This is a genomic window from Pseudomonas sp. VA159-2 (assembly GCF_024126635.1).
In the GTDB taxonomy this organism is placed as follows: domain Bacteria; phylum Pseudomonadota; class Gammaproteobacteria; order Pseudomonadales; family Pseudomonadaceae; genus Aquipseudomonas; species Aquipseudomonas muyukensis.
Map to the genome: position 1 here is coordinate 178,343 of NZ_JAMYBV010000010.1, position 21,657 is coordinate 199,999.

The 21,657-nt window shown below is 64.8% G+C and carries 21 protein-coding genes and 1 tRNA gene; 12 read left to right on the plus strand and 10 right to left on the minus strand.

Annotated features, from left to right (window positions below; genetic code table 11):
• The first annotated feature begins 134 nt into the window (after positions 1–134).
• Positions 135–1,193: a quinolinate synthase NadA gene (gene nadA, locus NJG22_RS12750; protein ID WP_253094938.1), complete on the plus strand. Its 1,059-nt coding sequence runs from the start codon at positions 135–137 to the stop codon at positions 1,191–1,193.
• A gap of 152 nt (positions 1,194–1,345) precedes the next feature.
• Here the strand turns inward: nadA and NJG22_RS12755 are convergent, their stop codons facing one another.
• Positions 1,346–2,782, minus strand: a complete 1,437-nt coding sequence (locus tag NJG22_RS12755) for a M48 family metalloprotease (RefSeq protein ID WP_253094939.1) — start codon at positions 2,780–2,782, stop codon at positions 1,346–1,348.
• A gap of 107 nt (positions 2,783–2,889) precedes the next feature.
• Between NJG22_RS12755 and NJG22_RS12760 the strand changes: the two genes are divergently transcribed.
• Positions 2,890–3,129 carry a sulfurtransferase TusA family protein gene (locus NJG22_RS12760; protein ID WP_023630920.1) on the plus strand — a complete coding sequence of 80 codons (240 nt, stop codon included), beginning with the start codon at positions 2,890–2,892 and terminating at the stop codon, positions 3,127–3,129.
• Between the two features lie 21 nt (positions 3,130–3,150).
• Positions 3,151–4,221, plus strand: a complete 1,071-nt coding sequence (locus tag NJG22_RS12765; protein ID WP_253094941.1) for an AI-2E family transporter — start codon at positions 3,151–3,153, stop codon at positions 4,219–4,221.
• A gap of 101 nt (positions 4,222–4,322) precedes the next feature.
• Here the strand turns inward: NJG22_RS12765 and NJG22_RS12770 are convergent, their stop codons facing one another.
• Together NJG22_RS12770 and NJG22_RS12775 are read right to left on the minus strand one after the other, a co-directional pair.
• On the minus strand, positions 4,323–4,796 hold the full coding sequence (locus NJG22_RS12770; protein WP_253094943.1) for a peroxiredoxin: 474 nt from the start codon (positions 4,794–4,796) through the stop codon (positions 4,323–4,325).
• A gap of 10 nt (positions 4,797–4,806) precedes the next feature.
• Complete coding sequence (locus NJG22_RS12775) at positions 4,807–5,367, minus strand: glycine cleavage system protein R (protein WP_134689374.1); 561 nt, start codon at positions 5,365–5,367, stop codon at positions 4,807–4,809.
• A 259-nt stretch (positions 5,368–5,626) separates the two neighbouring features.
• Between NJG22_RS12775 and dapA the strand changes: the two genes are divergently transcribed.
• The 5 genes from dapA to NJG22_RS12800 all read left to right on the plus strand — a co-directional run bounded on the left by dapA (position 5,627) and on the right by NJG22_RS12800 (position 9,327).
• Complete coding sequence (gene dapA, locus NJG22_RS12780; protein WP_253094945.1) at positions 5,627–6,514, plus strand: 4-hydroxy-tetrahydrodipicolinate synthase; 888 nt, start codon at positions 5,627–5,629, stop codon at positions 6,512–6,514.
• Between the two features lie 17 nt (positions 6,515–6,531).
• The gene (gene bamC, locus NJG22_RS12785; protein ID WP_253094947.1) at positions 6,532–7,647 is read left to right on the plus strand and encodes an outer membrane protein assembly factor BamC; all 1,116 of its coding nucleotides are present in this window, start codon (positions 6,532–6,534) and stop codon (positions 7,645–7,647) included.
• Positions 7,648–8,406, plus strand: coding sequence for an MBL fold metallo-hydrolase (locus NJG22_RS12790; protein ID WP_253094949.1), 759 nt, complete (start codon positions 7,648–7,650; stop codon positions 8,404–8,406). It begins immediately after the preceding gene.
• Positions 8,407–8,435: 29 nt separating this feature from the next.
• On the plus strand, positions 8,436–9,146 hold the full coding sequence (gene purC, locus NJG22_RS12795; protein ID WP_016392503.1) for a phosphoribosylaminoimidazolesuccinocarboxamide synthase: 711 nt from the start codon (positions 8,436–8,438) through the stop codon (positions 9,144–9,146).
• 91 nt (positions 9,147–9,237) lie between these two features.
• A tRNA-Ser gene (locus NJG22_RS12800) sits at positions 9,238–9,327 on the plus strand.
• 96 nt (positions 9,328–9,423) lie between these two features.
• Here the strand turns inward: NJG22_RS12800 and NJG22_RS12805 are convergent.
• Positions 9,424–9,777 carry a hypothetical protein gene (locus NJG22_RS12805; RefSeq protein ID WP_253094951.1) on the minus strand — a complete coding sequence of 118 codons (354 nt, stop codon included), beginning with the start codon at positions 9,775–9,777 and terminating at the stop codon, positions 9,424–9,426.
• Between the two features lie 587 nt (positions 9,778–10,364).
• Here NJG22_RS12805 and NJG22_RS12810 point away from each other — a divergent pair.
• The 3 genes from NJG22_RS12810 (at position 10,365) to mqo (ending at position 13,082) form a co-directional block, all read left to right on the plus strand.
• Positions 10,365–10,715, plus strand: coding sequence for a hypothetical protein (locus NJG22_RS12810; RefSeq protein ID WP_253094953.1), 351 nt, complete (start codon positions 10,365–10,367; stop codon positions 10,713–10,715).
• A 213-nt stretch (positions 10,716–10,928) separates the two neighbouring features.
• A complete protein-coding gene (locus tag NJG22_RS12815; RefSeq protein ID WP_023630554.1) occupies positions 10,929–11,120 on the plus strand; it encodes a DUF4223 family protein in 192 nt (63 codons plus the stop codon).
• A gap of 324 nt (positions 11,121–11,444) precedes the next feature.
• Positions 11,445–13,082 carry a malate dehydrogenase (quinone) gene (gene mqo, locus NJG22_RS12820; RefSeq protein ID WP_253094955.1) on the plus strand — a complete coding sequence of 546 codons (1,638 nt, stop codon included), beginning with the start codon at positions 11,445–11,447 and terminating at the stop codon, positions 13,080–13,082.
• A 149-nt stretch (positions 13,083–13,231) separates the two neighbouring features.
• Here mqo and NJG22_RS12825 read toward each other — a convergent pair whose 3' ends face one another.
• The gene (locus NJG22_RS12825; protein WP_253094976.1) at positions 13,232–13,567 is read right to left on the minus strand and encodes a helix-turn-helix domain-containing protein; all 336 of its coding nucleotides are present in this window, start codon (positions 13,565–13,567) and stop codon (positions 13,232–13,234) included.
• A 48-nt stretch (positions 13,568–13,615) separates the two neighbouring features.
• On the opposite strand from NJG22_RS12825, the gene NJG22_RS12830 reads away from it, so the two are divergent.
• Positions 13,616–14,707, plus strand: coding sequence for an NADH:flavin oxidoreductase/NADH oxidase (locus NJG22_RS12830; RefSeq protein ID WP_253094957.1), 1,092 nt, complete (start codon positions 13,616–13,618; stop codon positions 14,705–14,707).
• 38 nt (positions 14,708–14,745) lie between these two features.
• Here NJG22_RS12830 and NJG22_RS12835 read toward each other — a convergent pair whose 3' ends face one another.
• The 5 genes from NJG22_RS12835 to NJG22_RS12855 all read right to left on the minus strand — a co-directional run bounded on the left by NJG22_RS12835 (position 14,746) and on the right by NJG22_RS12855 (position 21,214).
• Positions 14,746–15,984 (minus strand): FAD-dependent oxidoreductase, encoded by a 1,239-nt coding sequence (locus NJG22_RS12835; protein WP_253094959.1) that lies wholly within the window; start codon positions 15,982–15,984, stop codon positions 14,746–14,748.
• 3 nt (positions 15,985–15,987) lie between these two features.
• On the minus strand, positions 15,988–17,565 hold the full coding sequence (locus tag NJG22_RS12840; protein WP_253094961.1) for an aldehyde dehydrogenase (NADP(+)): 1,578 nt from the start codon (positions 17,563–17,565) through the stop codon (positions 15,988–15,990).
• A gap of 96 nt (positions 17,566–17,661) precedes the next feature.
• Positions 17,662–18,609: a dihydrodipicolinate synthase family protein gene (locus NJG22_RS12845; RefSeq protein WP_253094963.1), complete on the minus strand. Its 948-nt coding sequence runs from the start codon at positions 18,607–18,609 to the stop codon at positions 17,662–17,664.
• 41 nt (positions 18,610–18,650) lie between these two features.
• Positions 18,651–19,577, minus strand: a complete 927-nt coding sequence (locus NJG22_RS12850) for a 4-hydroxyproline epimerase (RefSeq protein ID WP_253094966.1) — start codon at positions 19,575–19,577, stop codon at positions 18,651–18,653.
• A gap of 23 nt (positions 19,578–19,600) precedes the next feature.
• Positions 19,601–21,214 (minus strand): APC family permease, encoded by a 1,614-nt coding sequence (locus NJG22_RS12855; protein ID WP_253094968.1) that lies wholly within the window; start codon positions 21,212–21,214, stop codon positions 19,601–19,603.
• Between the last annotated feature and the right edge of the window lie 443 nt (positions 21,215–21,657).

Below are 21,657 nucleotides of genomic sequence, written 5' to 3' on the forward strand. Positions count from 1 at the left end.
TTGCCTGTAGCCTTCGCGTCCGATAAGAATCCGCGCCCGCAGAGGGGTCGAGACGCAGGCCGACCGGCACCGCTAGCCGATCCCGGGTGATACACTCGACTGACGCGCTCGCGCGCCCCGCAGGTCCAGCGATCATGACCCAGATTTCCGAACGCCTGTTGGTACAGGCCCACCTCGACGCCAAGCAGCCCAACCCGCTGACCCCCGCGCAGGAGGCCGAATACCGTGCGGCCATCGCTGCCGAGCTGAAACAGCACAATGCCGTGCTCGTCGCCCACTATTATTGCGATCCGGTGATTCAGGCCCTGGCCGAGGAAACCGGCGGCTGTGTGTCCGACTCGCTGGAAATGGCGCGTTTTGGCAAGAACCACGCGGCCCAGACCGTGGTGGTGGCGGGCGTGCGTTTCATGGGCGAGACCGCGAAGATCCTCACCCCGGAAAAGCGTGTGTTGATGCCGACCCTGGAAGCGACCTGCTCGCTGGACCTGGGTTGCCCGGTGGAGGCGTTCTCGGCCTTCTGCGACCAGCACCCCGAGCGCACCGTGGTGGTCTACGCCAACACCTCCGCTGCGGTGAAGGCGCGGGCCGACTGGGTGGTGACGTCCAGTTGCGCGCTGGAGATCGTCGAAAGCCTGATGGACAACGGCGAGACCATCATCTGGGGCCCGGACCAGCACCTGGGGCGCTATATCCAGAAGCAGACCGGCGCCGACATGCTGTTGTGGGACGGCGCCTGCATCGTTCACGAGGAGTTCAAGTCGCGCCAGCTGGCCGACATGAAGGCGCTTTACCCGGACGCGGCGATCCTGGTTCACCCGGAGTCGCCGGAAGCGGTGATCGATCTGGCCGACGCGGTAGGTTCCACCAGCCAGTTGATCAAGGCGGCGCAGACCCTGCCGAACAAGACCTTCATCGTCGCCACCGACCGCGGCATCTTCTACAAGATGCAGCAGTTGTGCCCGGACAAAGAGTTCGTCGAGGCCCCCACCGCTGGCAACGGCGCGGCCTGCCGCAGTTGCGCGCACTGCCCGTGGATGGCGATGAATACCTTGGAGCGGGTGCTCGATTGCCTGCGTAATGGCAGCAACGAGATCTTCGTCGAGCCTGCGCTGATCCCGAAGGCTATCAAACCGCTCAACCGCATGCTCGACTTCACCCAGGCAGCGCGGTTGAAGTTGTCGGGCAACGCCTGACACAAGGTGAGCATCACCCTGTAGGAGCGGCCTTGTGTCGCGAAAGGGCCGCGAAGCGGCCCCAGTTTTTCCGCGTGAACCTGAACATCCTGGGGCCGCTGTGCGGCCCTTTCGCGACACAGGCCGCTCCTACAGCGCGATCAGTGCCAGGCCTAGCGGCCCATCATTTCCTTGACCATGCGCTGCTGTTCCATGATCTCGCGCTGGCGCTGGTCGATCTGCGAAGCCAGCGGGAAGTTGCTGCCCGCGCGGCGCTTGGCGTAGTCCAGTTGCTGGATCGCCTGGTCGAAGTCGCCGACCAGGGTGAAATACTCGGCGCGGGCGCGGTGCAGGCCGATGGTGTTGCCCGACAGCCCGCGCACTTCGGCGACGTCGTACCAGACGTCCGGATCGTCCGGGCGGTTCTTCACCAGGTCATCCAGCACCTTTTCCGCCTCGGCCGGCTTGCCCTGCTTGATCAGCAGGTCGGCACGTACCTGCTTAAGCGGGTAGTTGCTCGGGTACTGGCCCTGCATCCGCGTGGCGCGCTGCTGGGCGTCGGCCAGGCGGTTGTTGGTGATGTCCAGGTCGATCTGCGCCAGGTTGTAGGTGATGTCGTTGGGCGCCTTGGCCAGTAGCGGCTTGAGGTTCTCCCGCGCCTCGTTGAGCTGGCCGCCCTTGATCAGGGCCAGGGCCAGGCCATAGCGCGCGGCGTCCATGTTCGGGTTGTCGTCGAGCTGGGCGCGGAAGCGCTTGGCGGCCAGGCCCGGGGTGCCTTCGTAGGTGAGGGCGACGCGGGCGCGGATCAATTGATAGCGCAGGCTGTCCTCGACCCCGCCCTTGGGCGCCTGTTCGGCACGGTTGCGGGTGTCGGCGATACGCGACTCGGTGACCGGGTGGGTCAGCAGGAATTCTGGTGGCTTGGCGTCGTAGCGGTACTGGCGCGCCAGGCGCTCGAACATGCTGGGCATGTTGCGCGGATCGTAGCCGGCCTTTTCCAGGTTGAGAATGCCGAAACGGTCGGCTTCCTGTTCGTTCTGCCGGGAGAAGCGCCGCTGCTCCTGGATGGCCGCCGCCTGGGTACCGGCGATGACGCCGATGCCGGCATCGCCACCGCCGCCCGCGGCCAGCACGATACCGGCCAGCAAGGCGGCCATCATCGGCAGTTGCATGCGCTGCTGGGCCTCGACGCCACGGGCGAAGTGGCGCTGCGACAAGTGCGCCAGTTCGTGGGCCAGTACCGAGGCGTACTCGCCTTCGGTCTGGGCGTTGAGGAACAGGCCGCCGTTGACCCCGACAATGCCGCCGGGCGCGGCGAAGGCGTTGAGCTCCTTGCTGTCGATCAGGATGAATTCCAGGCGCCGGTCCTGCAGCTGGCTGGTTTCGGCCAGCTTGTACACGCTGGTTTCGACGAAGTCCTTGAGCTGCGGGTCGTTGAGCTGGTTGACCTGGCCCCGCAGCAGGCTCAGCCAGGCGCGGCCAAGCTGGTGTTCCTGTTGTGGCGAGACGATCGCGGAGCTGGCGTCGCCCAGTGACGGCAGGTCGTCGGCGTGGCCGGGCAGGGCCAGCAGGCAGGCCAGCGTCAACAGGGTGGGGCGCAGTAGATTCATGCAGAAGCTCGCGTCGGTCAAAAAGCCTTACTGTAGCCGGGTCGCGCGATGCCGACCAGTGGCGGTATCCTAGCGGCCTTCCCTATGCGGTCCTGGAGCGCTGCCCGATGAGTGACACCCCGACTTGTGACGCCGAGCTCGATGCCAGCGGTCTCAACTGTCCATTGCCGCTGCTCAAGGCGAAGATGGAGCTCAATCGCCTGGCCAGCGGCGCGGTGCTCAAGGTGCTCGCCACCGACGCCGGTTCCCAGCGCGATTTCCGCACCTTCGCCCAATTGGCCGGTCATACGCTGCTGCATGAAACGGCCGAGGCCGGGGTCTACACCTATTGGCTGCGCAAGGCCTGATTCCCTTCATTAGGATCGTCAATGTTCAAAGTGCTTCGCGACTGGATGCAGCGCTACTTCTCCGACGAGGAGGCGGTGGTGTTGGCGGTCCTGCTGTTCCTGGCCTTCGCCGTGGTGCTGACCCTGGGTGGCATGCTCGCGCCGGTGTTGGCGGGCATGGTCCTGGCGTTTCTGATGCAGGGGCTGGTCAACGCCCTGGAGCGTCTGAAAGTACCGACCCGGCTGGCGGTCTGGCTGGTGTTCGCCCTGTTCATGGGCGCGCTGGCGGTGTTCCTGCTGGTACTGGTGCCGTTGCTCTGGCATCAGTTGATCACCCTGTTCAACGAGCTGCCGGGGATGCTCGGCAAGTGGCAGTCGCTGTTGCTGCTGCTGCCCGAGCGCTATCCGCATCTGGTATCGGACGAGCAGGTGCTGCGCGCCATCGAGTCGGTGCGCGGCGAGATCGGCAAGTTCGGCCAATGGGCGCTGACCTTCTCGCTGTCGAGCCTGCCGTTGCTGGTCAACGCGATGATCTACCTGGTGCTGGTGCCGATCCTGGTGTTCTTCTTCCTCAAGGATCGCGAGCTGATCGGGCGCTGGGTCAGTGGCTACCTGCCCCGTGAGCGCACGCTGCTCAACCGGGTGGGCGACGAGATGAACCGGCAGATCGCCAACTACATCCGTGGCAAGGGCATCGAGATTCTGATCTGTGGCATTGCCACGTATATCGCCTTCATCACCCTGGGCCTCAACTATGCCGCCTTGCTGGCGCTGCTGGTGGGCTTGTCGGTGGTGGTGCCGTATGTCGGCGCGGTGGTGGTGACCGTGCCGGTGACGCTGATCGCGCTGTTCCAGTGGGGCTGGGGTGACCAGTTCATCTACCTGATGGCGGTGTACGCGATCATCCAGGCGCTGGATGGCAACGTGCTGGTGCCGCTATTGTTTTCCGAGGCGGTGAGCCTGCACCCGGTGGCGATCATCTGCGCGGTGTTGCTGTTCGGCGGGCTGTGGGGGTTCTGGGGGATCTTCTTCGCGATCCCGCTGGCGACGCTGTTCAAGGCGGTGCTGGATGCCTGGCCGCGGCAGGACGTATCGGTCGCGCCGATGTTGTAATCGCTGAGGGCTGCTTTGCAGCCCTGTCGCGACACAAGGCCGCTCCTACCTGTAGGAGCGGCCTTGTGTCGCGATAGGGGCGCAAGGCGCCCCCAACGATATCAAGCCTTGTTCAGGGCCTGCGCCGCCGCCAGCACGGCATCCACATGCCCGGGCACCTTCACCCCACGCCACTCCTGGCGCAGCACACCGTCGCGGTCGATCAGGAAGGTGCTGCGGTCGACGCCCATGTATTCCTTGCCGTACAGCTTCTTCAGCTTGATCACGTCGAACAGCTGGCACAGGGCTTCGTCCTTGTCGCTGATCAGCTCGAAGGGAAACGCCTGCTTGGCCTTGAAGTTCTCGTGGGACTTGATGCCGTCACGCGACACGCCGAACACCAGGGTGTTGGCCGCCTGGAACGCCGCGTGCTGGTCGCGAAAGCCCTGGCCCTCGGTGGTGCAGCCTGGGGTGCTGTCCTTGGGATAGAAGTACAGCACCACCTGCTGGCCCTTGAGTTCGGCAAGGCTGACGGTCTGGCCGCTGGTGGCCTGAACCTGGAAATCGCTGACGGGTTGGTCGATGGCTACGGCCATGGGAGTTTCCTTACACGGGGTTCTGTGGGCGCCACGGTTCGATCAGCGCGTCCAGGTTCAGGGCATCGGCGAAGTCCAGGAACTGGTCGCGCAGCCAGCTGATCTGGGTGCCGGCCGGCAGGATCACGGTGAACTGGGCGTTGAGCATGCTGCTGCCGGTCTGCGGCGCCAGGTAGGTGTCGCAGGTCATGGCTTCCAGCTCGACACGGTGGTCGAGGAAGAACTGGCACAGCTCGTTGATGATGTCCGGGCGATAGGCGGCACTGACATAGGCCACGTAGGGCAGGGCCTGCGGGCGTACTTCCTGGTCGGCGCTACGCACCACGTCCAGGGTCAGGCCGTGCTTCTTGCCCAGGCCAGGCAGGGTCGCCTCCAGGCGCGCCAGGGCGTCCCAGCTGCCGCCGACCTGCAGCACCAGGGCGCTGGTTTCGCCGTGGCGGGTCAGGCGCGAGGTGACCACCGCGCAACGATTGTCGAAGGCCGCGCGGCTCAGGACATTGGCCAGCTCCATGGGGTTGGGGCCCAGGGCACTGATGACGAGGAATTGTTCGCGAACGGTGGGGGAGGACATGCAGCATTCCTAAAGCGATGAGCGGTCGGTACTGGACCGGGGCAGGCCTCGTTTTCGGCGGGGCCGCGGCCGGTTCGGGCGGCGGTGGACGCAGGCGAGGAGCACTGTCGACGGCCCGGCGGGCCGCGCTGTACCAATCAAAGGATCAAGGGTAGCGAAAAGCGGCGCGAAGGGGAATGCTCCGCCCGCCTGCTTCGCTTGTGCAAGGCCGATGCCCCCAGTACCATTACCGCTCTCTTTTTCCGGCAGGAGCAATTACATGATTGCGGGCAGTATGGTGGCGTTGGTCACACCCATGGATGCACAAGGGCGTCTGGACTGGGACAGCCTCGACAAACTTGTAGACTTCCACCTGGAAAACGGCACCCACGCGATCGTAGCTGTCGGCACCACCGGCGAGTCCGCCACCCTGGATGTCGAAGAACACATCCTGGTCATCAAGCACGTGGTCGAGCGGGTCAAGCACAGCAAGAAGCCGATCCCGGTGATCGCCGGCACCGGTGCCAACTCCACCGCCGAAGCCGTGCACCTGACCAAGAACGCCAAGAATGCCGGCGCCGACGCCTGCCTGCTGGTCGTCCCGTACTACAACAAGCCGACCCAGGAAGGCCTGTACCAGCACTTCAAGCACATCGCCGAAGCCGTCGACATCCCGCAGATCCTCTACAACGTGCCTGGCCGCACCTCCTGCGACATGCAGGCCGACACCGTGATCCGCCTGTCGAAGGTCAAGAACATCATCGGCATCAAGGAAGCCACCGGCGACCTGGCCCGTGGCAAGCAGATCCTGGACGGCGTCGACAAGGACTTCATCGTCTTGTCCGGCGACGATCCGACCGCCGTCGAGCTGATCCTGATGGGCGGTAAAGGCAACATCTCCGTCACGGCCAACGTCGCCCCGCGCGAAATGGCCGACCTGTGCGAGGCCGCCCTTGCGGGCAATGCCGAGAAGGCCCGCGCAATCAACGAAAAACTCATGCCGCTGCACAAGGACCTGTTCTGCGAGGCCAACCCGATCCCGGTGAAATGGGCGCTGGTGGAAATGGGCCTGATGCACAAGGGTATCCGCCTGCCGCTGACCTGGCTGAGCGAAGGCTGTCACGAAAAAGTCCGTACTGCCTTGCGCCAGTCCGGCGTACTGGTTTAAACGAGGAAGTACACCGCATGAAGCGACTGGCTGGTCTTTCCGCTCTCGCCCTGATCATCTCCAGCACCAGCGGGTGCGGCTGGCTGTGGGGCGAGGATGGCTATTTCCGCGACCGCGGCAGCGATTACCTGCAGGCGCAGCCGACCGCGCCGATGCAGCTGCCGCCGGACGCCAGCAACGTCAAACGCCTCGACCCGCTGCTGCCGATCCCGCGCAACGTCGCCGACGATCGCGCCACCGGCGAGTTCGAGGTGCCGCGCCCACAACCGCTGTCGGCCACCGCCAATATCAGCGATTTCAGCCTGCAGCGCAGCGGCAGCAGCCGTTGGGTGCTGGCCCAGCGCTCGCCGGCCGAAGTCTGGCCGGTGACCCGCCAGTTCTTCGAGGACAACGGTTTCCGCATCGCCGAAGAGCGTCCGCAAACAGGCGAATTCAACACCACCTGGCAGCGTTTCGACGAGCTGTCGGCGTCCCTCGGCCAGCGCCTGGCCAGTGCCTCCAGCAGCCCGGACAGCGAAGTCCGGGTGCGGGTGCGCATGGAGCCTGGCGTGCAGCGCAACACTTCCGAGGTGTACATCGTCAGCGTCGAGCGCCCGGCCGGCAGCACTGCCGAGCCTGAGTTCCCATCGACCTCCAGCAACACCGGCGCCGACGCGCTGCTGGTCGACGAAATGCTCGCCAGCATGAACCGCAGCGCCGAGAAGGGCGGTTCGGTCTCGCTGCTCGCCGCCCGCGACTTCGATGCGCCGAGCCAGGTCAGCCTGAGCGAGGACGGCAGCGGCAACCCGGTGCTGTACCTCGGTTCCGACCTGGACCGCGCCTGGTCTGGCGTGGGCCGCGCCCTGGAGCAGGGCGAATGGCGCGTCGAGGACATCAACCGCAGCCTGGGCCTGTACTACATCAACCTGTCCGAGAAGCCCGACGACAAGCAGAAGGAGCCTGGCTTCTTCAGCCGCCTGTTCGGCAGCGAGCCGAGCAAGGAAGAGCGTGAGGCCCGTGCCGAGCGCTACCAGGTTCGCCTGAGCAAGGTGGGTGAGAACGTCCAGGTGACCGTCGAGAAGAACATCAACACCGTGGCCCCGGCCGATGTCGCCCGCCGCGTGCTGAGCGCCATCCAGGACCGTCTGGGCTAAGTGCGCTTCGCGGTTCTTGGAAGCGGTAGCCAGGGAAACGGCACGCTGATTGCCAGTGGTGACACCTTCATCCTGGTCGACTGCGGCTTCTCGCTACGCGAAACCGAGCGGCGCCTGGCGCTGCTCGGGGTCTCGCCCCGGCAATTGAGCGCGGTGCTGGTGACCCACGAACATGCCGACCACGTGCATGGGGTAGGGTTGCTGTCGCGCCGCTACAATGTACCGGTCTACATGAGCCAAGGCACATTGCGCGGCCTGCGCAAGCCGGTGGACGTGGCTGGTTTCCTCGGCTGTGGTGATGTGCTGCCAGTCGGTGACCTGCAGGTCAGCGCCACGCGGGTCGAGCACGATGCCTACGAGCCGTTGCAGTACGTGATCAGCGATGGCCGCCGGCGTTTCGGCATGCTTACCGACCTGGGCAGCTACGACTACCACCTGTTGTCGCGTTACCAGGGGCTGGATGCACTGCTGATCGAGGCCAATCATTGCCGTGACCTGCTGGCCCGCGGTCATTACCCGAACTTTCTCAAGTTGCGGGTCGGCGGCAGCCAGGGACATTTGAACAACCACCAGGCCGCGAGCCTGGTGGCCGAGCTGGGCTGGCAGCACCTGCAGCACCTGGTGCTGGCCCACCTCAGCAGCAAGAACAACCTGCCACATCTGGCCCGCCAGTGCTTTGTCGACACCCTCGGGTGCGACCCGGACTGGCTCCAGGTGGCCAACCAGGACCATGGGCTCGACTGGCGCCAGATCGCCTAGCCCACCTACTCAAGCAAGCGGAGCCCATCATGGAAAAACGCGACGAACTCTACCGCGGCAAGGCCAAATCGGTTTACCAGACCGACGACGCCGACCGCTTGATCCTGCTGTTCCGTAACGACACCTCGGCGTTCGACGGCAAGCGCATCGAGCAGCTGGACCGCAAGGGCATGGTCAACAACAAGTTCAACGCCTTCATCATGCAGAAGCTCGAAGAAGCCGGCGTGCCGACCCAGTTCGACAAGCTGCTGGGCGACAACGAGTGCCTGGTGAAGAAGCTCGACATGATTCCGGTCGAGTGCGTGGTGCGCAACTACGCAGCCGGTAGCCTGGTCAAGCGCCTGGGCGTCGAGGAAGGCATCAAGCTGGAGCCGTCGACCTTCGAGCTGTTCCTGAAGAACGACGAGAAGGGCGACCCCTTCATCAACGAATCCCACGTTGTCGCGTTCGGCTGGGGCACCGCCGAGCAGCTGGTCGAGATGAAGAAGCTGTCGCTGAAGGTCAACGAAGTGCTGAGCAAGCTGTTCGATGACGCAGGCCTGCTGCTGGTCGACTTCAAGCTGGAGTTCGGCGTGTTCCACGGTCAGATCGTCCTGGGCGACGAGTTCAGCCCGGACGGCTGCCGCCTGTGGGACAAGGAAACCCGCAAGAAGATGGACAAGGACCGCTTCCGCCAGGGCCTGGGCGATGTGATCGAAGCCTACGAAGAAGTTGCCAAGCGCCTGGGCGTGCCGCTGTAAGCGGCGTGCTCACGCAAGCGCCTGATACCACGCGATTTTTTTTGAAAAAAGGTTTGCCTTTCAAGAAATCGCTGGTATGATGCGCGGCATTGGAGAGATGCCGGAGTGGTCGAACGGGACGGATTCGAAATCCGTTGTACTGGCAACAGTACCTAGGGTTCAAATCCCTATCTCTCCGCCATATGTGAAGTAGACAAAGCCCCTGGGAACGATGTTTCCAGGGGCTTTTTCGTTTCTGCTTGCAAGCGTGCCCAAGGCTGAGCGCAACGATGTGATTTTACTCGTCGTGAGTGCTGTGGATGGCCCCGGGCATCTCCATCGCGGGTGGCGCCAGGGGTAAGCTGGCAAGCTCGGCTTTGCCTGTTTGATAGAACGTCACGCTCAAGGCCGCCAACGTTATACCCAGAGCAACAGCGCTGAGCATGGCGCCCCAGATGTTCAATTTCAGGCTTCCCAGGCGATCGATGTCTCGACGCACGCCTGCGATCGAGTCATCCAGGCGCTTGTCACGCTCTGTTTGGCCAATCAGAAAACCGTCGATTTTCGACACGATGGCACCTGCCTGGGCATCCCTCTTCATCTCGATGGCCTCGAGCCTGGCGTTGAGTGCTTCGCGAGTTGGGTCGTTCATGGTTTTAGCCTCAGCGCTCTGGGGTGTGCCTGGTCTACTCGGGTTCATGCCTTTTGCGTAAAGCTGTAGCGGGTTGGCCCACGCCCTCAGCAGTCCATTGTCAGGCCTGTCATTTCGAGCCATTTGCGCCTTCCATACCGAATGGCGTCTGAATCGCTGCTATGTGCCTGCTGTTCTCGATGCCGACGAGCAGTGCCCCATGCAGCTTGTGCGGAACTCGGCGCGTGCTCGTTCGCGATGTCAATGAAGCGATGATGTGAAGAGCCTAGAGCGATACCCTGCCAGCGGCAATGCTTCGATGGGCCTGGATGCTCAATTCGGAAATGGACTACTCGTTCTTGGGCAGGGTGGCGATAGGGGGTAGGCCTGTTCGTGAGGCAGCGATTCGGGGGCGTGGCTTGATGCTTAAGGCTCCCAGCCTGCCGCTTCGCTGAGCCGCAGGTACGCGCCCGCTGATTTGACGCGGGTCGACTACGCGATGGCGGCAGTCGCGGTGTTTGCCCACGAGTCCAGAGCGTCGGTGTGAACCAATACGTTTAAAAGACAAGCGGTGTTGTTCGTCTCGTCGTTATTACAGCCACGTTCTGGTGAGCGATGGCAATACGGTGAGTTACAATCCCGTTGCCCATCTGCGTGGTTTTCGTTCGACTGATTTTTGGAAGGTTATGTCTTATCGTACGTTCTTTCTGGTCTTGAGCCTGGTACCGACCCTGGTCGGGGCGGCGAATCTGCAAGACCATCTCGGGGATCTGGAGGCAACCTTGCGGCCCGCGTTGGACACTGCCCAGCAGGAGCAACCGGTGGCGCCTGCCGCGAGCCATTTCAGCGTTGCTCCGTTGGCTGGCGTGCTCACGCCGGGCCATTGCACGACCGTCACCTTCGAGCACGAGCAATCATCCTGCGTTCGCATCGAAATTTGTCCCGAGTGCGCCCAATAATGCTCCGTTAGTGCGTCGCCGCGTGCTCGGGACCCACTTCTCAGCCTGTAACGTTTAAGCAGTGCCTGAGCGGGCTTAGTTGCAGTTTGGCAACTTCTTAGTGCGCGCGGGCCCGGCCTCGACGTTGCACTAACGGCTTTCACTACATGGCGCTTTTCCCGTATGATCCGCGCGCCATCAGTGTGATGGTGGATCATGGACTAAAGGATTTTTATGAAAAAGCTGATCAAAGCTACTGTTGCTGTTGCCGTCGTTTCGGGCGTTGCCCTGCTGTCCGGCTGCACCGGCCAGGTCTACAACCAGCCTAAGAACTGCTCGTACGACTACCTGTTCCACCCATCGGTTTCCATTTCCAAGATCATCGGCGGCTGCGGCCCGATCGACAAACTGCCTCAGCAGCAGTAATCCTGGAAATACCCGATCGGGCCACGCGTGGCCTGATCCAAGACCCCCGGCCATGGACATGGCCGGGGGTTTTTGTTTTCAAGGCGTGGTGGCTTGTCGCGTGGCAACCTGTCGTCTTGACGCCCCGACCCGCGTTTGTTTGTGCTGGCAATTCGGTTACAATCCGTCAATCGTTTCAGCCTTGTCGGTCAATCCGACCAAAGGCTGGTACGTCCTTGTCTCTCTGGCTGCTGAACAATGATCACAACAAGCCTGCGCTGAAGAACATGGAACCTCTGGGCCAGCCACAGGCCCACCCTCCGTTCTACTGACTGGAATCGATCAATGTTCAAGAAAGCTGGCAAGACCTTGCTGGGTCTGGCTGTCGCGGCGAGCGTCATGCAAGCGCATGCTGCCGACACCAAGAAAGTCGACGTGCTGCTGGTTGGCGGCGGCATCATGAGTTCCACCCTGGCAGTCTGGCTCAACGAGCTGGAGCCTACCTGGTCGATGGAAATGGTCGAGCGCCTGGACGGCGTCGCCGAAGAAAGCTCCAACGGCTGGAACAACGCCGGTACCGGCCACTCCGCGCTGGCCGAGCTGAACTACACCCCGGAAGACAAAGACGGCAACGTCAACATCACCAAGGCCATCGAGATCAACGAGTCGTTCCAGATCTCCCGTCAGTTCTGGGCCTGGCAGGTTCGCCAGGGCGTGCTGAAGAACCCGCACTCGTTCATCAACACCACCCCGCACATGAGCTTCGTCTGGGGCGATGACAACATCAAGTTCCTGAAGAAGCGCTACGACGCCCTGCAGGCCAGCCCGCTGTTCCGTCCGATGCAGTACTCCGAGGACCACGCGCAGATCGCCAAGTGGGTCCCGCTGATGATGGAAGGCCGTGACCCGAACCAGAAGCTGGCGGTCACCTGGACGCCCATCGGCACCGACGTCAACTTCGGCGAAATCACCCGCCAGTTCGTTGGCAGCCTGCAGACCAAAGAGAACTTCGACCTGAAGCTCTCCACCGAAGTGCAGGACATCACTCGCAACGAAGACGGCTCCTGGCACGTCGAGTACAAGAACCTGAAGGATGGTACCGAATCGGCCACCGACGCCAAGTTCCTGTTCATCGGTGCCGGCGGCGGCGCGCTGAAGCTGCTGCAGAAGTCGGGCATCCCGGAAGCCAAGGAATACGCCGGCTTCCCGGTTGGCGGCTCGTTCCTGGTAACCGAGAACCCGAGCGTTGCCATGCAGCACATGGCCAAGGCCTACGGCATCGCCTCCACCGGCGCGCCACCCATGTCGGTTCCGCACCTGGACACCCGCGTGCTGGACGGCAAGCGCGTGATCCTGTTCGGGCCATTCGCCACCTTCTCGACCAAGTTCCTGAAGAACGGCTCGTACCTGGACCTGCTGAGCAGCACCACCACCCACAACGTCTGGCCGATGGCGCGCGTGGGTATCGACCAGTATCCGCTGGTCGAGTACCTCGCCGGTCAGCTGATGCAGTCCGACGACGACCGTTTCGCCGCGCTGCAAACCTACTTCCCGAACGCCAAGAAGGAAGACTGGAAACTGTGGCAGGCCGGTCAGCGCGTGCAGATCATCAAGCGTGACGAAGAGAAGGGCGGCGTGCTGAAGCTGGGCACCGAAGTGGTCGCGTCCCAGGACCGCACCATCGCCGGCCTGCTGGGCGCCTCGCCAGGTGCCTCGACCGCCGCGCCGATCATGCTCAACGTGCTGGAAACCGTGTTCAAGGAGAAGGTCGCTACCCCAGAGTGGCAGGCCAAGATCAAGGAGATCGTCCCGAGCTACGGTACCAAGCTGAACGCATCGGCCGCTGCCACCCAGAAAGAGTGGGACTACACCGCCGAAGTGCTGCAGCTGGAGAAGCCGCCAGTGCTCGACCAGAGCGTCAAGACTGGCGTTGCCCCGGCCGCACCGGTCGAGAGCAAGCCTGCCAACGACATGGCGCTGTAAGGCCTGAATGCTTGCCGGGCTTGCCCGGCAACATCGACCACGAGGATCGCCCCGGGCGGCCTCGTGGTTTTTTTGTGCCTGCGTACTGGGTGAGCGTTGTCGCAGCCGGCTTGCCGGTGCCATCCACCGCGTTGCCTGGCCTGCACGCGCTAGCGTTGTTCGAGGATTTTTGCCAGCAGCCCGGGGAAGCGTCCGTCCAGGGCTTCGCTGCGCAGCGAGTTCATGTGCGTGGTGCCGACGTTGCGGGTGTGGACCAGGCCAGCGTCGCGCAACACGCGAAAATGATGGGACATGCTCGACTTGGGCCGGCCGCCGTCCAGCTCGCCGCAACTGGCTTCGGCGACGCCGGCCAGGTAGCGCACGATCTGCAGGCGCACCGGGTCGCTCAGGGCGTACAGCAGGCGCTCCAGCGTCAGGTCTTCAGGATTGGGGTGGGTATAGGCTCGCATGGCACACATGATAGCGGGGGTTTCACAAAATACCAAAGTTCGAATATGATCGAACAATCGTATCCCGTCCCCTGGAGTCTCACCATGGCCGCATTGTTCGAACCCTATACCCTCAAAGACGTCACCCTGCGCAACCGCATCGCCATCCCACCGATGTGCCAATACATGGCCGAGGACGGCCTGATCAATGACTGGCACCAGGTGCATTACGCCGGCCTTGCCCGTGGTGGCGCCGGCCTGGTGGTGGTCGAGGCCACCGCGGTGTCGCCGGAAGGGCGCATCACCCCCGGCTGCGCCGGTATCTGGAACGATGCCCAGGCCCAGGCCTTCGTGCCGGTGGTCAAGGCGATCAAGGCCGCAGGCTCGGTGCCGGGCATCCAGATCGCCCACGCTGGGCGCAAGGCCAGCGCCAATCGCCCGTGGGAGGGCGATGACCATATCGGCGCCGATGACGCCCGCGGCTGGGACACCCTCGCCCCGTCCGCCATCGCCTTCGGTGGCCACCTGCCGAAAGTGCCGAAGGCCATGACCCTGGACGACATCGCCCGGGTCAAGCAGGACTTCGTCGATGCCGCGCGCCGTGCACGGGACGCCGGCTTCGAATGGATCGAGCTGCACTTCGCCCACGGCTACCTGGGCCAGAGCTTCTTCTCCGAGCATTCCAACCAGCGCACCGACGCCTACGGTGGCAGCTTCGACAACCGCAGCCGCTTGCTCTTGGAGACCCTGGCCGCGGTGCGTGAGGTGTGGCCGGAAAACCTGCCGCTGACCGCGCGTTTCGGCGTGCTGGAGTACGATGGGCGCGACGAGCAGACCCTGCAGGAATCCATCGAGCTGGCCCGGCGCTTCAAGGCCGGCGGCCTGGACCTGCTGAGCGTCAGCGTCGGCTTCACCATCGCCGAGACCAACATCCCGTGGGGCCCGGCATTCATGGGGCCGATCGCCGAACGGGTGCGCCGCGAAGCGAAGTTGCCGGTAACCTCGGCCTGGGGCTTCGGTACGCCGGAGCTGGCTGAAGGGGCGTTGCAGGCCAACCAGCTGGACCTGGTGTCGGTGGGGCGTGCGCATCTGGCTGACCCGCACTGGCCCTATGTGGCGGCCAAAGCGCTGGGTGTGGACAAGCCGTCGTGGACCTTGCCTGCGCCTTACGCTCACTGGCTCGAGCGTTATCGCTGATAGCCTATGGGGCCGCTCTGCGGCCCTTTCCGGCAATCTCAGAACCGATCCAAGCGGTATGCCTGTTCCACCTCGGCCCCCGCAGCCAACCGCCCCACCCATTCCGCGGTCACCGCCGCCTGGGTCAGTCCCAGGTGCTGGTGCCCGAACGCCAGCAGTACCCGGCCGTCGGCCACCCGGTCGATCACCGGCAGCGAATCCGGCAAAGAAGGCCGCAACCCCATCCACGGCGTCGCCCCCTCGGCATCCAGCTCCCGCCGGAACAAACCCTTGCTCAACTTATGCAGCTGCCACGCCCGTTGCATGCTCGGCGGCGCCTCGAGCCCAGCGAACTCCACCGTGCCGGCCAGGCGCAGGCCGTCGGCCATGGGCGTCATGATGAACTTGCGCTCCAGCGAGGTGACGGCAAACGGCAGGCGCTGGCGCTCAGCCGGCAGCATCAGGTGGTAGCCGCGCTCGGTATCCAGGGGTACCTGCCGACCGGTCAGGGCGGCCGTGAGCCTGGCCGAATGGGCGCCAGCGCTGATCAACACCTGGCGGGCCTCAAGGGTGCCCTGGTCGCTGGCAAGGCTGATGCCCTGGCCATGTACCCGGCCGCCGTTGACGTTGGCGCGCAGGAAGCGCACGCCACTGGCCCTGGCGGCGCTGAACAGTTCGCAGACCACCTGGTAGGGATCGAGGAAGTGACCGGTGCGCGGAAAGAACAGGCCGCCCAGGATCGACGGACTTAACTGCGGCGCCGCTTCGCTTACCGCCTCAGCCGACCACGGGTCCACGGGCACCGCCTGTGCCAGCATACGGGCGCGCAATGTCGCGAGCGTCTGGCGCGACTCGTGGCGCTCGAACACCAGCAGCGAGCCATCCTCCTTGAGCAGGTGGCTGCGCTCGATGGATGCGAGCAGCCGTTGCCAGGCGCCAAGACTGTATTCATTCAACGCCCGAATGCCCGCCACGCTGCGCTGAAACGGCGCCGGTCGCAGGTTCAGCAGCAGCCGGGTGAACCAGGGCAGGGCCCGTGGCAGGTATTTCCAATCCAGGCGCAGCGGGCCCAGCGGGTCCAGCAGCATGGCGGGCAGGCGCTTGAGAATCGACAGGTCGGCGATGGGGAACACCTGTTCGGTGGCCAAGTGCCCGGCATTACCAAACGATGCGCCGTGGCCCGGCGCCTGGCGATCGATCAGCAGCACCCGGCGGCCCTGGCGGGCCAGCTGCAGGGCGCAGGCGACGCCGACAATGCCGGCGCCGACCACGGCGATGTCCGTGTCAGTGGCGGTCATGGTTCAGGCTTCCCGCTGGCCGTCGAGCAGCCGCCGCAGTCGCAGCGGGTTGCTCTGCTGCAAGGCCGTTGGCAACAGGGCGTCGGGCAAGTCCTGGTAGCACACCGGGCGCAGGAAACGCAGGATCGCCGCAGTGCCCACCGAGGTACTGCGGGCGTCCGAGGTGGCCGGGAACGGGCCGCCATGGACCATGGCGTCGCAGACCTCGACCCCGGTCGGCCAGCCATTGACCAGGATTCGCCCGGCCTTGCGTTCGAGGGTCGGCAGCAGGCGGCGGGCGCTGTCCAGATCAGCCTCGTCCAGGTGCAGGGTGGCGGTCAGTTGGCCTTCCAGATGCTCGGCCATCTGGCGGATTTGCTCATCGTTGTCGCATGCCACCACCAGCGAGGCGGCGCCGAACACTTCGGCTTGCAGCGTAGGGTCGGCAAGAAACGCCTGTGCGGTGGTGACGAACAGCTGAGCCTGGCACTGGTTTGGGCCCTGCGCCGGCAGGCCGCTCGCCGCGCACCGGGCGTTGTGGTTTGCGCTCAGTGCTGCCACGCCGTCGGCATAGGCACTGGCGATACCTGGGGTGAGCATGGTCTGCGCCGCCGCTTGGCGAACATGGGCGCTGGCGGCAACCAGGAAGTGCTCCAGGGCCGGGCCCTGCCGGGCGACTACCAGCCCGGGATTGGTGCAGAATTGGCCGGCGCCTTGGGTCAGCGAAGTGACAAAGCCTTGCGCCAGGGCTTCACTGCGCGCGCGCAAGGCGACATCGAACAAGAACACCGGGTTGATCGCGCTCATCTCGGCATACACCGGGATCGGTTCCGGGCGCGCCTGGGCCGCCTGGCAAAGGGCGAGGCCAGCGGTGCGTGAACCGGTGAAACCGACGGCCTTGATACGTGGATCATTGACCAGGCCGATACCCACTTCACGGCCCGCGCCGTACAACAGGGAAAACACCCCTTCGGGCAAATCGCACAGCTGCACCGCCCGCGCCACGGCCTGGCCGACCAGTTCGCTGGTGCCAGGGTGGGCGCCGTGGGCCTTGACCACCACCGGGCAGCCTGCGGCCAGTGCCGAGGCGGTGTCGCCGCCGGCCACCGAGAAGGCCAGCGGGAAGTTGCTGGCGCCGAACACCGCCACCGGGCCCAGGGGCACCTGGCGTTGACGCAGGTCTGGGCGGGCCAGTGGCTGGCGCTCGGGCAGGGCATTGTCCACCCGCACATCCAGCCACTCACCGGCGCGTACCACCCGGGCGAAGGTGCGCAGCTGGGCGCAGGTGCGGCCACGCTCACCCAGCAGGCGGGCCTTGGGCAGGCCGGTTTCGGCGTGGGCGCGGTCGATCAGGGTATCGCCCAGGGCTTCGATCTGTTCGGCGATGGTTTCGAGAAAGCGGGCGCGTTGTTCGAGGGGCGTTTCGCGGTAGGCATCGAATGCCGCCCAGGCCAGGGCGCAGGCCTGGGTTACCTGCTCGGCGCTGGCGCCGGCGTAGGGTGGGTCGAGCAGGGTGTCGGTGGCCGGGTCGATGGCCTGGATCGCGGCCTGGGTGCCTGTGACGGCGCGCTGGCCGATCAGTAGATTGCCGGTGAGGGTCATGGGGCGTCCTGGAGAATCTGGGTGAGGTCTGGACCTGTTGGGGGCGCTATGCGCCCCTTTCGCGACACAAGGCCGCTCCCACAGGGATTGCGGTGATCAGGCGATGTTCTGCTCGGCCGACCAGCTGGCGTACCAGCTGCGGAACAGCGCGTACTGCTGCTCGGCATAGTTGCGCTGGGCGTCGCTGAGGGCATCGGTTTCGTTGAAGTGCAGGCGGTACTCGGTGTCACCGTTGAGCACCATCAGGTGCTTGTAGTACAGCACCAGGTCGCAGCCTTCATCGAACGACGACAGCACCGCCAGCGCCGCCTCCAGCTCCCGGGCCTGACGCCGGGCCTTGGCATCGCCCTTGGCGGCGCGCTTGCTCAGGCTGACCAGTTGCAGCACTTCGCGGGGCAGGGCATTGCCGATGCCGGTGATGGCGCCGGTGGCGTTGCAGTTGACGAAGCCGTGCACCACTTGCGTGTCGACGCCGACCATCAGGGTCACGGCATCGTCCTGGGAGGTGATGTGCTCGGCGGCGTAGCGCAGGTCGGCACCGCCACCGAACTCCTTGAAGCCGATCAGGTTGGGGTACTCGCGGCGCAGCGCGAAGAACAGCTCGGCGCGGGTGGCGAAGCCGTAGTAGGGGCTGTTGTAGATCACCGCCGGCAGCTTCGGCGCGGCGGCGAGGATTGCCGAGAAGTGCTGCTGCTGGGCGGTCAGCGAGGCGCCGCGGGACAGCACCCGGGGGATGACCATCAGGCCGGCGGCGCCGACCTTGGCGGCGTGGGCTGCATGGGATACGGCTTCGCGGGTGTTGACCGCGCCGGTACCGACGATGGTCGGGATGCCGGCGGCCACCAGGCGCGCCACGCCTTCCTGGCGCTCGGCCTCGGTCAGCAGCGGCCAGTCGCCCATCGAGCCGCAGTACACCACCGCGCTCATGCCGGCCTCGATCAGCTCGCGGCCCTTGCGCACCAGGGCGTCGAAGTCCGGCTTGCGCTCGGCGGTGCAGGGGGTCATCAGGGCAGGCATGGTGCCGGTGAAGATGTTGTCGGTCATTGTTGTCACTCCGGGTGGTATTCAGTGGGAAATGAACGGGGTCAGATGCCCCAGGCGAAAGGATCTTGCTCGTCGATCAGCAGGGTGCTGTCGGCGGTCATGTAGGCGCGGCCGGTGATGAACGGGCGAATGCGTTCGCCGTCGCGTTCGTAGCGGCCCTGGAATTGGCTGCCAGTGATGCTGGCCTGGACCCAGACCTGGCCCTCGGCGAGCTTGCCGTCGGCGGCCAGGCAGGCCAGCTTGGCGCTGGTGCCGGTGCCGCAGGGCGAACGGTCGTAGGCCTTGCCGGGGCACATGACGAAGTTGCGGCTGTCGGCGTTGGGGTCGCCGGCGAACAGCTCGACATGGTCGATCGGGGCGCCGTTCTCGCCGGTGATGCCTTGTGCTTCGAGGGCCTTGAGCAGGGCCCAGGTGTAGTCGCCGAGGGCCTCGCGGTTGTCCAATTCGATGCGCTGGCCGTGCTCGGAAACCAGGAAGAACCAGTTGCCGCCCCAGGCGATGTCACCCCGTACCAGGCCATGCCCGGGCACCTCCACCGCCACCTGGTGACGGTAGCGGTAGGACGGCACGTTGCCGATGGTGACGCTGCCGTCGTCGTGCAGGGTGGCGCTGACAGGGCCGACCGGGGTGTCGATCTTGTGCGTGCCGGGCGCGATCAGGCCCAGGTGCTGCAGCGAGGCGACCAGGCCGATGGTGCCGTGGCCACACATGTTCAGGTAACCGGCGTTGTTGAAAAAGATCACCCCGCAAGTGGCGTCGCTCGACACTGGCGGGCAGTAGAGCGCGCCGACCAGTACATCATTGCCGCGTGGTTCCAGCAGGCAGGCGCGGCGCCAGTGATCGTGCAGTTCGCGCAGTTCGTCGCGCTGCTCGGCCATGCTGCGGCCATGCAGTTGCGGGAAGCCCTTCATCACCAGGCGGGTTGGTTCGCCGCCGGTGTGAGAGTCGATGACGTGAAGGTGTTTCATCAGCGTGTCCATTCGGTAGTGAGTCAGGAAGCTGCGGCGGCGGGGTGCTGGCCGGCATGGGGTTGGTTGCTGGCTTCGCTTTCATCGTCGCCCTCCAGGCGCACCAGCCGGGCTGGCACGCCGGTGGCTGCGCCCCAGTAGTAGATGCCCAGGGCGGCAACCGCGACGATGAGGGTGTCCAGGGGGTGGCCAATCACCCCCAGGCCGCCGAAGCTGCCCAGCCAGGAGAGGAAGATGGTCACGGCGTAGAAGCCGATCAGCCAGGCCGAGGAACGCACCTGCTGGCCCAGCGACAGGTGCTCGGTGGGCACGAAGCGGCGGCACAGCAGGTACAGCACGAACATCACGATCTGCAGGGCCAGCAGCCAGGACACGGTGTTCCAGCCCGACCAGTAGACGATCAGCGCGGCGATGATGAACGACAGCGGGCCGAGCACGCCCATGCCCTTTACCCGGAACGGTCGCGGCATGTCGGGGGCGTTGCGGCGCAGCGCGGCGACGGTCACCGGGGCCACCGCATAGCTCAGTACCAGGGCGGCGGAGACCACGTTGATCAGCGCCTCCCACGACGGGAACGGCAGGGTCCAGAACACCGCCAGGGCGAAGGTCAGCCACAGTGCCGGGCGGGGGATGCCGGACTGTTCGTCGATGCGGGTGAAGTACTTGAAGAAGGTGCCGGTCTGCGCCCAGCCATAGACCACCCGCGGGGTGGCGTTCATGTAGATGTTGCCGCAGCCGCTGGGCGAGATCACCGCATCCGCCACCACCAGGTAGGCCAGCCAGCCGACACCCAGGGCCAGGGCGATGTCACGGTAGGGCAGGGCCAGTTCCTTGGTCACCCCGGCCCAGCCGTTGACCAGCATCTCGGTTGGCACGCTGCCGAGGAAGGCCAGTTGCAGCAGGGCATAGATCGCGGTGGACAGCAGCACCGAGAGGATCAGCGCGATGGGGATGGTGCGCTGCGGGTTCTTCACCTCGCTGGCCACCGAGATGATCGGCGTCAGGCCCAGGTAGGCGAAGATGATGCCGCCGGCCGACACGGCCATTTCCACCCCCGACAGGCCGAACGGGGCGAAGCCCTGCACCGCGAAGTTTTCCGGCTTGAAGAAGGTGAACAGCACGCCGATCACCAGCAGCGGCACGATGAACTTGAACACGCTGACCAGGTTGTTGGCCTTGGCGAAGGTCTTGACGCTGCGGTAGTTGAGCAGGAAGAACAGCCCGAGCAGGGCGAACTGCACCAGCCAGCCGAGCACGGTCGGGTCGCTGGAGCCGGTCTGGGTCAAGGCCGGGAACCAGGCCGCGGCGTACTGGCGCGAGGCGACCACCTCGATGGCGATCAGGCTGGAAAAGGCGATCAGGGTGATGAAGCCCATCAGATAGCCGAGCAGCGGGCCGTGGGAGTACACCGGGTAGCGCACCACGCCACCGGCGCGGGGCAGGGCGGCGCCGAGCTCGCAGTAGACGATGCCCAGCAGCACGGCGAAGCCGCCCAGGAACCAGGAGAGGATGCCGGCCGGGCCGGCGATGGCCGAGACGTGGCTGGCGGCGAACAGCCAGCCGGAGCCGAAGATCGCGCCCAGGCCGATGAAGGTGAGGTCCAGCAGGGAGAGCTGTTTCTTGAATTTGCCTGACATGGTTGCGCCTTTTTGTAGGTTTTGGATAGGCAGGTCTGATGTCACGAGATGCGGCTTTTTGGGCCGCGCTCTTGTAGGACTTGGGCGGCTTGCGTGGGGCATAGAGTGGACCGATCAGGGCGTCGGTTCTTGATGGTTTTCTGCAGAGTGAGTGACGAAATCGGCACAGTTGGCAAAAAGCGGTGGCGGGGTGTAAGTGCCCAGAGATAGGCTGAAAGCCATAATGGACAAGGGTTTGGTGAAGGGGTGTCAGCTGCAATCACCGTCCCCTGTAGGAGCGGCCTTGTGTCGCGAAAGGGCCGCATAGCGGGCCCGGCAATTTTGCATGAAGGCACAGATCCCGGGCTGCTGCGCAGCCCTTTCGGGAAGTGTCAGATTTTTTGTGTGCGGGCCGGTAACGGCCTGCCGTCAGGCAGGCTCGACTTTCACCAGGTCGGCCTGAT